This is a genomic window from Lentzea sp. NPDC058450 (assembly GCF_042721395.1).
Classification (GTDB): domain Bacteria; phylum Actinomycetota; class Actinomycetes; order Mycobacteriales; family Pseudonocardiaceae; genus Lentzea.
The window spans coordinates 195,118-209,563 of sequence record NZ_JBHXLO010000010.1 but is presented as its reverse complement, the minus strand read 5'-3'; the positions used below and the strand labels follow the sequence as shown (position 1 = coordinate 209,563).

General features: G+C 70.4%; 10 protein-coding genes. 8 read left to right on the top strand and 2 right to left on the bottom strand.

Annotated features, from left to right (window positions below):
* Positions 1 to 12 precede the first annotated feature (12 nt).
* Together ACFWNN_RS18460 and ACFWNN_RS18455 are read left to right on the top strand one after the other, a co-directional pair.
* Positions 13 to 687 carry a uracil-DNA glycosylase gene (locus ACFWNN_RS18460; RefSeq protein ID WP_382441118.1) on the top strand — a complete coding sequence of 225 codons (675 nt, stop codon included), beginning with the start codon at positions 13 to 15 and terminating at the stop codon, positions 685 to 687.
* Between the two features lie 43 nt (positions 688 to 730).
* Positions 731 to 1,930, top strand: coding sequence for an MFS transporter (locus ACFWNN_RS18455; protein ID WP_382441117.1), 1,200 nt, complete (start codon positions 731 to 733; stop codon positions 1,928 to 1,930).
* A 19-nt stretch (positions 1,931 to 1,949) separates the two neighbouring features.
* Here ACFWNN_RS18455 and rpmB read toward each other — a convergent pair whose 3' ends face one another.
* A complete protein-coding gene (gene rpmB, locus ACFWNN_RS18450) occupies positions 1,950 to 2,141 on the bottom strand; it encodes a 50S ribosomal protein L28 (RefSeq protein ID WP_030467945.1) in 192 nt (63 codons plus the stop codon).
* A gap of 148 nt (positions 2,142 to 2,289) precedes the next feature.
* Between rpmB and ACFWNN_RS18445 the strand changes: the two genes are divergently transcribed.
* The 3 genes from ACFWNN_RS18445 (at position 2,290) to ACFWNN_RS18435 (ending at position 7,450) form a co-directional block, all read left to right on the top strand.
* The gene (locus ACFWNN_RS18445) at positions 2,290 to 3,900 is read left to right on the top strand and encodes a DAK2 domain-containing protein (RefSeq protein WP_382441116.1); all 1,611 of its coding nucleotides are present in this window, start codon (positions 2,290 to 2,292) and stop codon (positions 3,898 to 3,900) included.
* Positions 3,901 to 3,914: 14 nt separating this feature from the next.
* A complete protein-coding gene (gene recG, locus ACFWNN_RS18440; RefSeq protein ID WP_382441115.1) occupies positions 3,915 to 6,074 on the top strand; it encodes an ATP-dependent DNA helicase RecG in 2,160 nt (719 codons plus the stop codon).
* 245 nt (positions 6,075 to 6,319) lie between these two features.
* The gene (locus tag ACFWNN_RS18435) at positions 6,320 to 7,450 is read left to right on the top strand and encodes a hypothetical protein (RefSeq protein ID WP_382441114.1); all 1,131 of its coding nucleotides are present in this window, start codon (positions 6,320 to 6,322) and stop codon (positions 7,448 to 7,450) included.
* A gap of 54 nt (positions 7,451 to 7,504) precedes the next feature.
* Here ACFWNN_RS18435 and ACFWNN_RS18430 read toward each other — a convergent pair whose 3' ends face one another.
* Entirely contained in the window at positions 7,505 to 8,809 is a 1,305-nt protein-coding gene (locus ACFWNN_RS18430; protein WP_382441113.1) for a hypothetical protein, read from the bottom strand.
* Positions 8,810 to 9,128: 319 nt separating this feature from the next.
* Between ACFWNN_RS18430 and ACFWNN_RS18425 the strand changes: the two genes are divergently transcribed.
* From ACFWNN_RS18425 to ACFWNN_RS18415, 3 genes are all read left to right on the top strand, one after another.
* The gene (locus ACFWNN_RS18425) at positions 9,129 to 12,506 is read left to right on the top strand and encodes a pyruvate carboxylase (RefSeq protein WP_382441112.1); all 3,378 of its coding nucleotides are present in this window, start codon (positions 9,129 to 9,131) and stop codon (positions 12,504 to 12,506) included.
* 124 nt (positions 12,507 to 12,630) lie between these two features.
* Positions 12,631 to 13,701 carry an MBL fold metallo-hydrolase gene (locus ACFWNN_RS18420; RefSeq protein WP_382441111.1) on the top strand — a complete coding sequence of 357 codons (1,071 nt, stop codon included), beginning with the start codon at positions 12,631 to 12,633 and terminating at the stop codon, positions 13,699 to 13,701.
* 21 nt (positions 13,702 to 13,722) lie between these two features.
* Positions 13,723 to 14,406, top strand: a complete 684-nt coding sequence (locus tag ACFWNN_RS18415; RefSeq protein ID WP_382441110.1) for an SDR family NAD(P)-dependent oxidoreductase — start codon at positions 13,723 to 13,725, stop codon at positions 14,404 to 14,406.
* Positions 14,407 to 14,446 lie beyond the last annotated feature (40 nt).

The window sequence follows — 14,446 nt, the reverse complement described above, 5'->3', positions numbered from 1 at the left end:
GGGTTCACAGCCGTGGCTCGTCCCCTCACTGAAGTTGTCGAAGCCGGTTGGGCTGAAGCTCTCGCCCCCGTTGCTGACCAGATCGCCGCCATGGGTGAGTTCCTGCGCGCGGAAGTTTCCGCCGGTCGCACCTACCTTCCCGCGGGCGAGAACGTGCTGCGTGCTTTCCAGCAGCCGTTCCACCAGGTGAAGGTGCTGATCGTCGGCCAGGACCCGTACCCGACGCCCGGCCACGCGGTCGGCCTGTCGTTCTCGGTCGCGCCGGACGTCCGGCCCATTCCCAAGTCGCTCATCAACATCTACAAGGAATACGCGGAGGACCTCGGTCACCCGATTCCGTCCAACGGCGACCTGACCCCGTGGTCAGAACGCGGTGTGCTGCTGCTCAACAGGGCGCTCACCGTGCAGCCGGGCAAGGCGAACTCCCACCAGGGCAAGGGCTGGGAGGCCGTGACGGAGCAGGCGATCAAGGCGCTCGCCGCCCGTGACGCACCGCTGGTCTCGATCCTGTGGGGCCGCAACGCGCGCAACCTGCGTCCGCTGCTCGAACCGTTGCCCGCCATCGAGTCCGCGCACCCGTCGCCGCTGTCGGCGCACTCCGGGTTCTTCGGCTCGAAGCCGTTCAGCCGCGCCAACGAACTGCTGGAGAAGCAGGGCGCCGAGCCGATCGACTGGAAGCTCCCGTAATTCGCTCCTCCCCGCATGTCCCGCGGCACTAGCGTCGAGGGACATGCGGGGGAATCGAGATCTGAAGATCCTGGCTGCCGGCTCGGCCGTGTCCGAGTTCGGCAGCTCCCTGTCGGTTCTCGTCCTGCTGTTCTGGTCGACGCCCATCAGCCCGTTGCTGGTGGCCGCGATCCTGGTCGCCGAGCTGCTGCCGTTCGTGCTCGGCGCCCCGCTCGCCGGAGTGCTGGTCGACAAGCTGCCGAACCGCAGACTGCTGATGACCTCGCTGCTCCTGCAGGGAGCGGCGATCGCGGCCATCGCGCCCCTCATGAGCCAGCCCCTGCTCGTCGTCGCACTCGTGTTGCTCTCCGGGTGCGGTCGTGCGGTGACCGTGCCCGCGACCTCTGCTCTCGTGCCGCACATCGCGGGCGAGGACGAAGCGACGCGCGGGTACGCGTGGGTCGGCACCGCCCGCAGCCTCGGCAGCCTCGGCGGTGTGACGCTCGGTGCGTTGCTCGCGGGGTTCTTCGGGCATCCCGTGGCGTTGCTCGTCGACGGGGCCACTTTCCTCGTCTACGCCGTGTTGCTGGCGTTCGTGCGTTCGGAACGCAGGCCTTCCGGTGAGCACGCCGCGCGTCCCAGCGCGCTGGCGGGGATTCGGCACGTGCGGCGGGATCCCGTGCTGTTCGCCGCGATCCTCGGTCTGGCGTTCTTCGTCGGCGCGGTCGTGGTGATCAACGTCGCCGACCCCGCGTTCGTGCGGTACGTGCTGCACGGCGACGAGTTCATGCTGGGCGCGATGCAGGCGTGCTGGATGGCCGGCATCCTCGTCGGGAACCGGCTGGCGGCCCGGCTGAGGAGCGTGTCGGAGGTCGCTCAGGCGCTCGCGATCTCCGGAATCACCACCGGGATCGCCGTGCTGATCCCGGCGACGTTCCCGTTCGTCGTGGCCGCCGGGATCGGCTGGGTGATCGGCGGTGTGTCGAACGGCGTCGACAACGTCACGATGAACGCGCTCGTGCGGTTGCGCACGCCTGAGGAGATGCGCGGGCGGGCTTTCGCCGCCGTCGGGTCGTTGGTGACCGGCGCGAACCTGCTGGGGACCGCCGCCGCCGGTGGGTTGCTGCTCGTCATGGGGCCGCGGGCGGTGTTCGCACTCGGTGGCACCGGAGCGTTTCTCTGCGGCGCTGCCTGCCTGGTGTTCGTGCGCCGGGCCCTGAAACGCGAAGAGAGCCCGGCCGTGGCCGAGCTCTCCTCGAACTAAAAACGAACTGTGGCGGTGATCAGCCGCGCACGACCTTGCCGGCCTTCAGGCAGGACGTGCACACGTTGATCCGCTGGCGCTGCGAGGCCGAGACCTTCGCGCGCACAGACTGGATGTTCGGGTTCCAGCGGCGGTTCGTCTTCCGCTGGGAGTGCGAAACCGAATGGCCGAAGCCCGGCCCCTTGCCACAGACGTCGCACACGGCAGCCACGTCAGCCACTCCTTCAGGTTCCTCAAGCGGTAAGTCATGCGTCCCGGTGGGCGCGCAAGCGTGCACAAGCCTCAACCGGGCACGGCAACTCAATGAGGGTAGCCGGTGGGCTCACCCGCGACCAAACCGGGTGGATACTCTCGCCGCCATGCAGGTCATGGATGCGGTCGCGGTGCGCAGGTGGGCGGACGCCTGCGTGCGGTCGTTGGACGCCAATCGGGAGTCGATCGACCAGATCAACGTCTTTCCGGTCCCGGATGGTGACACAGGTACGAACCTGCTGCACACGATGCAGTCGGCGCTGGACGCGCTGCTGCGCTCGCCCATGTCGACGGTCGGGGACGCGCTGTCGGCGCTGGCCCGCGGCGCGCTGGCCGGGGCCCGCGGGAACTCAGGCGTGATCCTGTCGCAGGTGCTCAGGGGCCTCGCGGAGACCGTTCAGGAGGTCTCGCTGGTCACCGGGTCGGCGCTGCGCAAGGGCCTGCACCGGGCCGACGAGCTCGCCACGGCGGCGGTGTCCAAGCCGGTGCCGGGCACGGTCCTGTCGGTGCTGCACGCCGCTTCCGAGGCCGCTCGTGACTGCGCGTCCGACGAGCTGGACGACGTGGTGATGGCGGCGTCACGCGCGGGTGCGGTCGCGTTGGCGGACACGCCCCGTCAGCTCGCCGTGCTGGCGAAGGCCGGGGTGGTCGACGCGGGCGGTCGCGGGCTCGTTGTGTTGTTGGACACATTGGCGGCGGTGATCACCGGCCAGAGCGTGGAAACACCGATAGACGCTCCCTTGCTGCCGCGCACGCCCGAGTCGCTGACGACCGAGCGGGAGAGCGGGTCGTCGGAGTTCGAGTACGAGGTCATGTACCTGCTCGACGAGACGTCCGAGGAGCTCGTCGCCGAGCTGCGGGCCACGTTGAACGGGCTGGGCGACTGCGTGTCGGTCGTGGGCGACGGGGCCTCGTTGTGGACCGTGCACGTGCACTGCAACGACATCGGCGCGGCCATCGAGTCGGGCGTGCGCGCCGGCCGTCCGCACCGCATCACCGTGGCGCGGTTCGCCGACCAGATCGCCGCGCAGGCGTCGCGGTTCGTGCGTGACCGGGCGATCGTGGTGGTGGTGAGCGGCGCCGTGGACCTGTTCCGTGCGGAAGGCGCCACGGTGTTCGACCTCGCTTCTTCTTCGGCGACGCCCACGGACCTGTTGTCGGCCATCGTGTCGACGCGCGCGCGTCACGTCGCGGTCCTGCCCGGTGATCCGGACATCCGCGAGGCCTTGGACGAAGCCGTGGCGTACGCACAGGCCGCAGGGCAGGACGTGGTGGTGGTGCCGACGTTCTCGCCCGTGCAGGCCCTCGCGGCGTTGGCGGTGCACGACTCGTCTCGTCGCGCGGGTGACGACGTTGTCGCGATGGCCGAGGCCTCCGCCGCCACGCGCCGCGGCGAGCTCGCGATCGCCGCCGACGAGGCGATCACGTGGGTCGGCCGCTGCCAGCCCGGCGACCTGCTGGGCATGCTGGACGGCGAGGTCGTGCTGATCGAGCCGGGCCCGGCGGCCGCGGAGTCGTTGATGGACCTCTCGTGCCGCCTGGTCGACCGGATGCTGGCCGGTGGTGGTGAACTGGTGACGGTGCTGCTGGGCGCCGACGCGCCGGACGGCCTGGTCGACGTGCTGGAGGACCACCTGCGGGTCACCCATCCGGAGGTCGAGGTGACGGCGTATCCGGGCGGTCAGCCGGACGCGGTCATTTTTGTCGGTGTCGAGTAGTTCAATGGGACGCGATGATCTCCTTCGACGACAACCTGCAGCCGTTGCTCGGCAAGAAGACCGCCGACGCACTGGAGACCGGCCTCGGCCTCACGACGGTCGGTGACCTGCTGCGCCACTACCCGCGCCGCTACGACGAGCGCGGGAAGCTGACGGACATCCGCTCGCTGGAAATCGACGAGCACGTCACGGTGCAGGCCGAGGTCCGCAAGTGCCAGAAGCGCCAGATGAAGGCGCGCCGCGGCCAGATGACCGAGGCCGTCATCACCGACGGCACCTCGGAGCTGCACCTGGTGTTCTTCGGCAAGCCCGCCTTCGTGGCCGAGCAGGAGCTGCTGCCGGGCACGCGCGCGCTGTTCGCCGGCAAGGTCGGCCGCTACCGGCAGAACCTGCAGCTGGTGCACCCGGCGTTCGAGGTCCTCACCGCGGAGCAGGACGGGTCGTCGTTCCTGCAGGCGTTCCTGCCCGTCTACCCGGCGTCGCAGCACATCAACACGTGGAACATCGCGAACTGCGTGAAGCAGCTCCTGGAGATCTGGGACGGCGTGCCGGAGGACCCGCTGCCCGCCGACTTCCGCGAGGAGCAGGGCCTGATCGGCCTGGAGGACGCGCTGCGGTCGATCCACCGGCCGGAGAGCTGGGCGCAGATCTCCGTGGCGCAGCTGAGGCTGAAGTGGGACGAGGCCCTGGCCGTGCAGCTGGCCCTGGCCCAGCGCCGCAAGGCCTCCACCGCCCGCCCGGCGCCTTCGTGCGTGCGCCGGTCCGGCGGCATCCGCGACGCGTTCGACGAGCGGCTCCCGTTCAAGCTCACCGCCGGGCAGGTCGAGGTGGGCGAGCAGATCGCGTCCGACCTGGAGTCGACGGTGCCGATGAACCGGTTGTTGCAGGGCGAGGTGGGCTCGGGAAAGACGATGGTCGCGTTGCGGGCGATGCTCCAGGCCGTCGACGCGGGCCGGCAGGCCGCGATGCTCGCGCCCACCGAAGTCCTTGCGGCACAACACGCCCGCTCGTTGGCGGAGATGCTCGGCGACCTCGCCCAGGCGGGCCAGCTGGGCGGCGCCGAGGAGGCGACGCGCGTGACGTTGCTGACCGGCTCGATGAACACGGCCCAGCGCCGTCAGGCGTTGCTGGACATCGTGACCGGCGAGGCGGGCATCGTCGTCGGCACGCACGCGATCATCCAGGAGAAGGTGGAGTTCCACTCCCTCGGTCTGGTCGTGGTCGACGAGCAGCACCGCTTCGGCGTCGAGCAACGGGCTGCGCTGAGCGCGCGCGGCGAACGCGAGAACCCGCACGTGCTGGTCATGACGGCGACCCCGATCCCGCGCACCGTGGCCATGACGGTCTACGGCGACCTGGAGGTCTCCGCGCTGCGCGAGCTGCCCGGCGGCCGTTCGCCGATCAAGACGTCGGTCGTCCCGGCCCGCGAGAAACCGGCCTGGCTCGACCGCGCGTTCGCCCGCGTGCGCGAGGAGGTGGCGAAGGGCCACCAGGCGTACTTCGTGTGCCCGCGCATCGGTGACGAGGAGCCGGCGAAGTCCGACGGCGACGACGACAAGCGCCCGGCCCTGTCCGTCATCGACGTGGCGAACATGCTGGCCGCAGGCCCGTTGCGCGGCCTGCGCATCGAGATCCTGCACGGCCGCATGGCGCCGGAGGACAAGGACGCGGTGATGCGCGCGTTCGCGGCCAACGAGGTCAACGTCCTGGTCGCCACCACGGTCATCGAGGTGGGCGTCAACGTCCCGAACGCCACCGTCATGGCCATCATGGACGCCGACAGGTTCGGCGTCTCGCAGCTCCACCAGCTCCGCGGCCGCGTGGGCCGGGGCAGCGCGCCCGGCCTCTGCCTGCTGGTCACGGAGATGCCGGAGATGACGGCCACGATGGAACGCCTGCGCGCCGTCGAGTCCACTCTGGACGGTTTCGAGCTGGCCCAGCTGGACCTCGAACTGCGCCGCGAGGGCGACATCCTCGGCGCCGCGCAGTCCGGCCGCCGCTCGGGCCTCAAGATGCTGTCGCTGCTGCGGGACGAGGACATCATCGCCGACGCGCGCACGGCGGCCCAGCAGGTCGTGGACGCCGATCCGGACCTGGAGAAGCACCCCGGCCTGGCGGGGATGGTGGCGACGCTGCTGACGGAGGAACGGGCGGAGTACCTGGAGAAGACCTGACCGTGCGTGCCTCACCGCGCTCGCGCGGCGCGTCCACCTGCGCGTGTTTCGCTCCGAGCGTGTGGCGCACACGCTCTTGGCCGGAGCACGCGGCGCAGTCACCCACGCCTGCCTCTCCCCGAGCGCGGCGCGTCCGGTGGCGTTCTCTCACCTCAGGCGGCTCAAACCTCGACCACCCGAAGGTGTGAGCGCGCCCCCTGCCCGATTCGTCCGGTACCCGAGCCTGCCCTCGATACCGTCCCACCGTGCGTCGCTTGATCATCACCGCGCTGGCCGCCCTCACCGTGCTCCTCGTCAGCCCGAACCCGGCGTGGGCGAGCCCGATCGCACTGACCGGTGAGCAGTCGAGGTATCCGCACGCCCTCCGCCTGGAGCACGGCCCCCAGCGCGGTTCGATCCTCGTGGTGGTGCACGGCGACCACGGAGTGAACATCCTCAAGGCCCCGCGCACCGGCAAGCGGTTCAAGCAGATCGCGAAGTTCGTCGACGACGCGAGCGCCTCGGAGACGTGCTGCGGCCACCTCTACGAGCTGCCGCGCCAGGTCGGCGACATGCCGGCGGGCACGGTGCTGTGGGCCGGGTCGGTCGGCACGAAGTCCGAGACGCTCAAGGCGCGGATCTGGCGCAGCGACGACGCCGGGCAGTCGTGGCGGTTCCTGTCGGAGTGCGCGCGGGCGAGGCCGGGCGGCGGCCTGTGGGAGCCGGACCTCTCGGTCGACGCCCACGGACTGCTGCACTGCTACTTCTCCGACGAGTCGGACGACGCGCACAGCCAGTACATCGGGCGCACCACGTCCAGGGACGGCATCACCTGGTCGGCCAAGCAGAAGGTCGTGGCCGTGCGGCAGAGCTACCTGCGGCCGGGAATGCAGCAGGTCAAGCGCCTGCCGACCGGCGAGTACTACATGATGTACGAGATCTGCGCGCAGCCGAACCAGTACTTCTGCGAGGCGTTCCACCGCAGCAGCGAGGACGGCTTCGACTGGGGCGACCCGACCCACCACGGCATCAGGCCCGTCACCAAGGACGGCAAGTACTTCGCGCACACGCCGTCGATCGTGCTCGCGCCCAACGGCACGGCCACGGGGCGGGTGCTGCTCATGGGGCAGATGCTGATGTCCGCGAACGGCAAGGTCGACCCTGGCAACGGGCGCACGATCTTCGTGTCCGAGAACGGCGGCAGGAGCGGCTGGTACGAGATGCCCGCGCCGGTCCCGGTGCCCCAGGCGCGGGACAAGGTCTGCCCGAACTACCACCCGAGCGGGGTCGCCTCGCTCGACGGGAGCGAGTTCATCGGGTTCGCGAGCGACTACACGGCGGACGGCGGCTGCCACACGAGCTGGGCCACGACGAACCTGCCGCCGTTCCCCGGCTGAGCGGGGCGCCTGAGCTGAGTGGGGTGACTCGAACCGAGTCACCCCACCGGACGATCAGTTCTGGCGCGGCCTCGGCAGCTGCTGGGTCTTGTCCGCGTCCTCCTCGGCCGAAGCCGGAGCCTCGTCCTCGGCGGTGCCGTCCTCCAGGGGCTTGAGCACCGACATCGCCGCCTCGACGGCCTCCTGCGCCGCGTGGAACTGCGTGGCGAGGTTGTCGTGCGCCGCCCGCAGCGCCGCCTCCTTCTCCGAGGCGTTGGCCGCGCGCTGGTCCGCCTCGGCGACGGCGGCGGCCGACTTCTGCTCCGCCTCGCGCACCAGGGTCGACGTGCGGTTCTCGGCGTCGCGCACCAGCGTCGACGTGCGGTTCTCGGCCTCGCGGACGAGCGTGACGGCCTTCTCGTCGGCCTCGCGCACGGTGGTCGCGGCCTTCTGGTTGGCGTCGCCCACCAGGACGGTCGCCTTGTCCTCGGCCTCGCGCAGGGTCGCCGCCGCCTTCTCCTCCGCGGCGGTCACCAGGGCGGTCGCGGAGGCAGTCGCGTCGGCGGTGGTCTTCTCGGCACGGGCGAGCGTCTCGGCCTCGAGCTCACCGAGCACCTTCTCGGCCTCCGCCTTCTTGGCGGCGAGCTCACCGTCGAGAGTGGACAGCGCGGCGACGCGCTGCGCCTCGGCGTCCGCGGCGATCTTCTCGGCCTCGGTCCGCGCGTCCGCCAGCACCTTCTGGTGCTCGGCGGTCAGCTTCGCCTTGAGACCGTCGTACTCCTGGTCGAGCTCGTCGTTGTACGCCTTGTACTTCGCGTCGAGTTCCACGCGGTGGGCGTCGAGGTCGGCCGACTTCTTCTCGAACTCGCCGACGATCCGCTCACCGTTCGCGCGCACGTCGGCGACCAGGGCCTCGTGCTCGGCCGCGAGCTTGCCCTGCAACGCCGCGTGCTCGGCCTCGAGCTCGGACCGGCGGCCGGCGGTCTGCTGGTCGAGCTCGGCGTGGCGCTGCTGGTAGTGCATCTCGAGCTGCTTGCGGCGGGCTTCGGTCTCCGCCAGCAGGCGCTGGTGCTGTTCGCGCTGGTCAGCGGCCCACTTCTCGGCCTCGCCACGGGTCGCGGCGGCCTTGTCGAGCGCGTCCTTGCGGATGTCCGCGATCTCTTCCTCGGCCAGGCTCATCATCACGCGGACACGCTCGGTCACGTTCGACGCGCTCACGGGAGCGTTGGCGAGGTTCTGCAGCTGGACCTTCGTCTTGTCGAGGTCGGCGCGCATGGCGTTGAGGAGTTTGGTGAGCTCACCGACCTGTGCGGAGGCCGCGTCACGGGCGCGGTTCGAGTTCTTGAGATCGAACTCCAACCGGGTGACGCGCTCGTTCACCTGTCGCTGGTTGTAACCACGGAGGACAACGTCGAAATGCGGTGTGCGGGCAGTAGGCTGCCCGGCTCCATCAGCCCCGGCCATATGGCTCACCCTACCGAGATAGTCGCGAAGATCGTCACTCGATCTGGTTAAACCCACTACCGGCCGCAGTCTGACCGGGTGGTGGGTTCCCACTTTCCTCCCATCACGCGAGAATCCGTGTGAGCAAGACCGATCAGGATGACACCCATCACGTGAGACAGTCCTCCCAACAGGCAAGAGTCGCACGGTAACGTGCCACGACTGATGACTGCCGAGTAACACCGGGAGGGCACGGATGTTCCGCAAGGTTCTTGTCGCCAACCGCGGCGAGATCGCGATTCGCGCGTTCCGAGCCGCCTATGAACTGGGCGCTGGAACGGTCGCCGTCTTCCCGCACGAGGACCGAAACTCTCTGCACCGCCTGAAGGCGGACGAGTCGTACGAGATCGGTGAACCCGGACATCCCGTCCGCGCCTACCTCTCCGTCGACGAGATCATCAAGGCCGCCCGCAAGGCCGGTGCCGACGCGATCTACCCCGGTTACGGATTCCTGTCCGAGAACCCGGAGCTCGCGATGGCCTGCCGTGAGGCCGGTCTCACGTTCATCGGCCCCGTGGCCGAGGTCCTCGAGCTGACGGGCAACAAGGCGCGCGCCATCGCGGCCGCCCGCGAGGCCGGGCTGCCGGTGCTGGAGTCGAGCGAGCCGTCGTCCGACGTCGAGGCGCTGCTCGCGGCGTCGCAGACCATGCGCTTCCCGGTCTTCGTGAAGGCCGTCGCCGGCGGCGGTGGCCGCGGCATGCGCAAGGTCGACGAGCCGGCGGCGCTGCGCGAGGCGCTGGAGGCGGCGTCGCGCGAGGCCGAGTCGGCGTTCGGCGACCCGACCGTCTTCCTCGAACAGGCCGTGGTCGAGCCACGCCACATCGAGGTGCAGATCCTCGCCGACGGCCAGGGCAACGTGATCCACCTCTTCGAGCGCGACTGCTCCGTGCAGCGGCGCCACCAGAAGGTCATCGAGATCGCGCCCGCGCCGAACCTCGACCCCGAACTGCGCGACCGCATCTGCGCCGACGCGGTGAAGTTCGCGCGGCACATCGGCTACCGCAACGCGGGCACCGTCGAGTTCCTGCTGGACCCGCAGGGCCACTACGTCTTCATCGAGATGAACCCGCGCATCCAGGTCGAGCACACCGTCACGGAAGAGGTGACGGACGTCGACCTGGTGCAGTCCCAGATGCGCATCGCGTCCGGGGAGACCCTGGAGGACCTGGGCCTGTCCCAGGACACCGTCCAGCTGCGCGGCGCGGCGCTGCAGTGCCGCATCACCACCGAGGACCCGGCCAACGGCTTCCGCCCGGACACCGGCACGATCAGCGCCTACCGCTCGCCGGGTGGTTCCGGCATCCGCCTCGACGGCGGCACGGCGGGCGCCGGCATGGCGATCAGCCCGCACTTCGACTCGATGCTCGTGAAGCTCACGTGCCGTGGCCGCACCTTCTCTCTCGCGGTCGCCCGTGCACGCCGTGCGATCGCGGAGTTCCGCATCCGCGGTGTGTCCACGAACATCCCGTTCATCCAGGCCGTCCTGGACGACGCGGACTTCTACGAGGGCCGCGTCACCACGTCGTTCATCGAGAAGCGCCCGCACCTGCTGACGGCGCGCCACTCGGCCGACCGCGGCACGCGCCTGCTGACCTACCTCGCGGACGTCACGGTCAACCACCCCAACGGCACCCGCCCGACCGCGGTCGACCCGCGCGAGAAGCTGCCGGTCATCGACCTCAACGCCGAGGCGCCCGCCGGGTCGAAGCAGAAGCTGGTCGAGCTCGGGCCCGAGGGCTTCGCGCGGTGGATGCGGGAGAACAAGGCCGTCGGCGTCACCGACACGACGTTCCGCGACGCCCACCAGTCGTTGCTCGCCACCCGCGTGCGCACCAAGGACCTGCTCGCCGTCGCGCCGCACGTCGCGCGCATGACGCCCGAGCTGCTGTCCCTGGAGTGCTGGGGCGGCGCGACCTACGACGTGGCGCTGCGGTTCCTCGCCGAGGACCCGTGGGAGCGGCTCGCGGCGTTGCGCGAGGCCGTCCCGAACATCAACCTGCAGATGCTGCTGCGCGGCCGCAACACGGTCGGCTACACGCCGTACCCCGAGGCGGTCACCAAGGCGTTCGTGCAGGAGGCGACGGCCACCGGCATCGACATCTTCCGGATCTTCGACGCGCTGAACGACGTCGAGCAGATGCGCCCGGCGATCGAGGCCGTGCGCGAGACCGGGACCGCCGTCGCCGAGGTCGCGCTCTGCTACACCAGCGATCTGTCCAATCCGGACGAACGTCTGTACACACTGGACTACTACCTCAAGCTGGCGGAGCAGATCGTCGGCGCGGGCGCGCACGTGCTGTGCGTCAAGGACATGGCGGGGCTCCTGCGGGCACCGGCCGCGTCGCGCCTGATCACCGCGCTGCGCAAGGAGTTCGACCTCCCGGTCCACCTGCACACGCACGACACGGCCGGCGGCCAGCTCGCGACGTACCTCGCGGCGATCCAGGCGGGCGTGGACGCGATCGACGGCGCGACCGCGTCGATGGCGGGCACGACGTCGCAGCCGCCGCTGTCGTCGATCGTGGCGCTGCTCGACCACACCGACCACTCCACCGGCCTCGACCTGCAGAACGTCTGCGACCTGGAGCCGTACTGGGAGTCGGTGCGCAAGATCTACGCGCCGTTCGAGTCCGGCATCCCCGGCCCGACCGGTCGCGTCTACCACCACGAGATCCCCGGTGGTCAGCTCTCGAACCTCCGCACGCAGGCCGTCGCTCTGGGCCTCGGCGAGAAGTTCGAGGAGATCGAGTCGATGTACGCGGCCGCCGACCGCATGCTCGGCCACCTCGTGAAGGTGACGCCGTCGTCCAAGGTCGTCGGTGACCTCGCGCTGCACCTCGTGGGCGCGGGCGTCTCGCCGAAGGAGTTCGAGGAGAACCCCGGCAAGTTCGACATCCCGGCGTCGGTGATCGGCTTCCTGCACGGCGAGCTGGGCGACCCGCCCGGTGGCTGGCCGGAGCCGTTCCGCAGCAAGGCGCTCGAGGGCAGGCCTGCCCCGAAGCCGGTCGAGGAGCTGTCCGCCGAGGACGAGGCGGGTCTCGCCGACGCGCGCAGGGCGACGTTGAACAGGCTGCTGTTCCCGGCGCCCACCAAGGAGTTCACCACGCACCGCGAGGCGTACGGCGACACGTCGGTGTTGCGCTCCAAGGACTTCTTCTACGGCCTGCGTCCGGGCGAGGAGTACTCCGTCGACCTGGAGCCGGGCGTCCGGCTGCTGATCGGCCTGGAGGCCATCTCCGAGGCGGACGAGCGCGGCATCCGCACGGTCATGGCGACCCTGAACGGCCAGCTGCGCCCGATCCAGGTCCGCGACCGCTCGGTGGCCGTCGACGTGGCGGCTGCGGAGAAGGCCGACCGCACCAACCCGAACCACGTCGCGGCCCCGTTCGCCGGCGTGGTGACGGCCGCGGTGGCCGAGGGCGACCGCGTCGACGCCGGTCAGACCGTCGCGACGATCGAGGCCATGAAGATGGAGGCCGCGATCACCGCCCCGAAGGCGGGCGTCGTGCAGCGCCTGGCGTTGCGCGGGGCCCAGCAGGTGGAGGGCGGGGACCTCCTGATCGTGCTGGAGTAGGCATCTGGTTTCGTGGGGCCCGGTCTCGTTCTGAGGCCGGGCCCTTCGTGCTGCGAGGGGTGCGGAACTCCACGACGATTCCGTGCGTTGCACCGGCACGGGGTCAGGGAGAGGGAAGCAGATCATGAAGAAGGTGTTGGGCCTGCTCGGCCTTGCGGGGGCGGCGTGGGCGTTTCGAGAGGTTCCCCGGCAGCTGGGAGGCAAGCCGGACCCGGTCCACATGTCGCGGTCGCCGCGCTACCGGGACGGGAAGTTCCACAACGACAAGGAAGTCCGCACGGTCCCTGACCGCGAGTCCTTCTCGTTGCGCGACTTCCTGGTGGGAGGCGAGGACCGCAAGCCGTCCGTCGCCGTACCCCTCGTCGCACCGTCGGCGCCGGCCACTGACGGCCTGCACATCACCTGGTACGGCCACGCGTCCGCGCTGATCACGATGGACGGCGCGTCCGTGCTGATCGATCCGGTGTGGAGCGACCGCGTCTCGCCGTCCGCGCACCTGGGTCCCAAGCGCCTGCACCCGGTTCCGCACCAGCTGTCCGATTTGCCCGACGTCAGCGCCGTGGTGATCTCCCACGACCACTACGACCACCTCGACATGGACACCGTGCAGGCGTTGACCGCCGGCACCTCCGCTGTCTTCGTGGTGCCGCTGGGCCTGGGCGCGCACCTGGCCCGCTGGGACGTGCCGCGCGACCGAGTCGTCGAACTCGACTGGGACGAGTCGTTCGAGGTGAACGGCTTCACGCTCACCTGCACTGCGGCACAACACTTCTCGGGCCGCTCGGTGCAGCGCAACGTCACCCTGTGGGCCTCCTGGGTCATCAAGCGGGGCACCCGCTCGGTCTTCTACAGCGGCGACACCGGCTACTTCCCGGGCTACTCGGTGATCGGCGCGGCGCACGGCCCGTTCGACGCCGTGCTGATGCAGGTCGGCGCGTACGGCGACGCGTGGCCGGACATCCACATGACGCCGGAGGAGGGCGTGCAGGCGTTCGAGGACCTGGGCGGCGGCCTGCTGATCCCGGTGCACTGGGCCACGTTCAACCTGGCGCTGCACCCGTGGGGCGAGCCGATCGACCGCGTGTGGCGCGAGGTCAAGGCACGCGGCCTGCGCATGGCGGTGCCGAGGCCGGGCGAGCGCGTGGACGTCGCCGCACCGAATGAGGTTGACGGGTGGTGGCAGGCTCTCGCCTGACGGACTTCGTTGGGGGAGAACATGCGCACAGCAGTCGTGACGGGTGGTGGCACGGGCATCGGCCGTGCCATCGCACTGGCCCTGGTGGACCAGGGCCTGGCGGTGACGATCACCGGCCGCCGAGCCTCGGTGCTGGCCGAAGTGCCGGGCGTCCGGTACGCGGCCTTCGACGCCACCGACCCGGCCGCCGTGGCGGCCGCGTTGCCCGACCTGCCGTCCGAGGTGGACGTCCTGGTCAACAATGCGGGCGGCGTCATCAGCCATGACGACACGAAGACCCGCTGGCTCGCCAACTACGAGTCGAACGTGGTGAGCGCGGTCCTGGTCACCGAGGCGTTGACGCCCCGCCTGGCCGCGAACGGCCGGGTGATCACCCTCGGCTCCATCGCGGGCCGGCGCGGCGGCGGCAGCTACGGCGCGGCGAAGGCGGCAGTCGAGGCGTGGACCGCGGACCTCGCCGGTGAGCTGGGGCCGCGCGGCATCACCGCGAACGTCGTGTCGCCCGGGCTGGTCGTCGACACGGAGTTCTTCGGTGACTCGATGACGGAGCAGCGGCTCGCCACGCTGGTCGGGCAGACGAAGAACGGCCGCGCTGGGACGCCGGCCGACGTGGCCGCGCTGGTGGCGTTCCTCGCGTCGGAGCAGGCCGGGCACATCACGGGGCAGGTGCTGGCGGTCAACGGCGGGGCGCACCTGGGCAGGTAGAGCGCGTGCAGTGCGCACGCCTTGCATGGCCAGGCGTGCG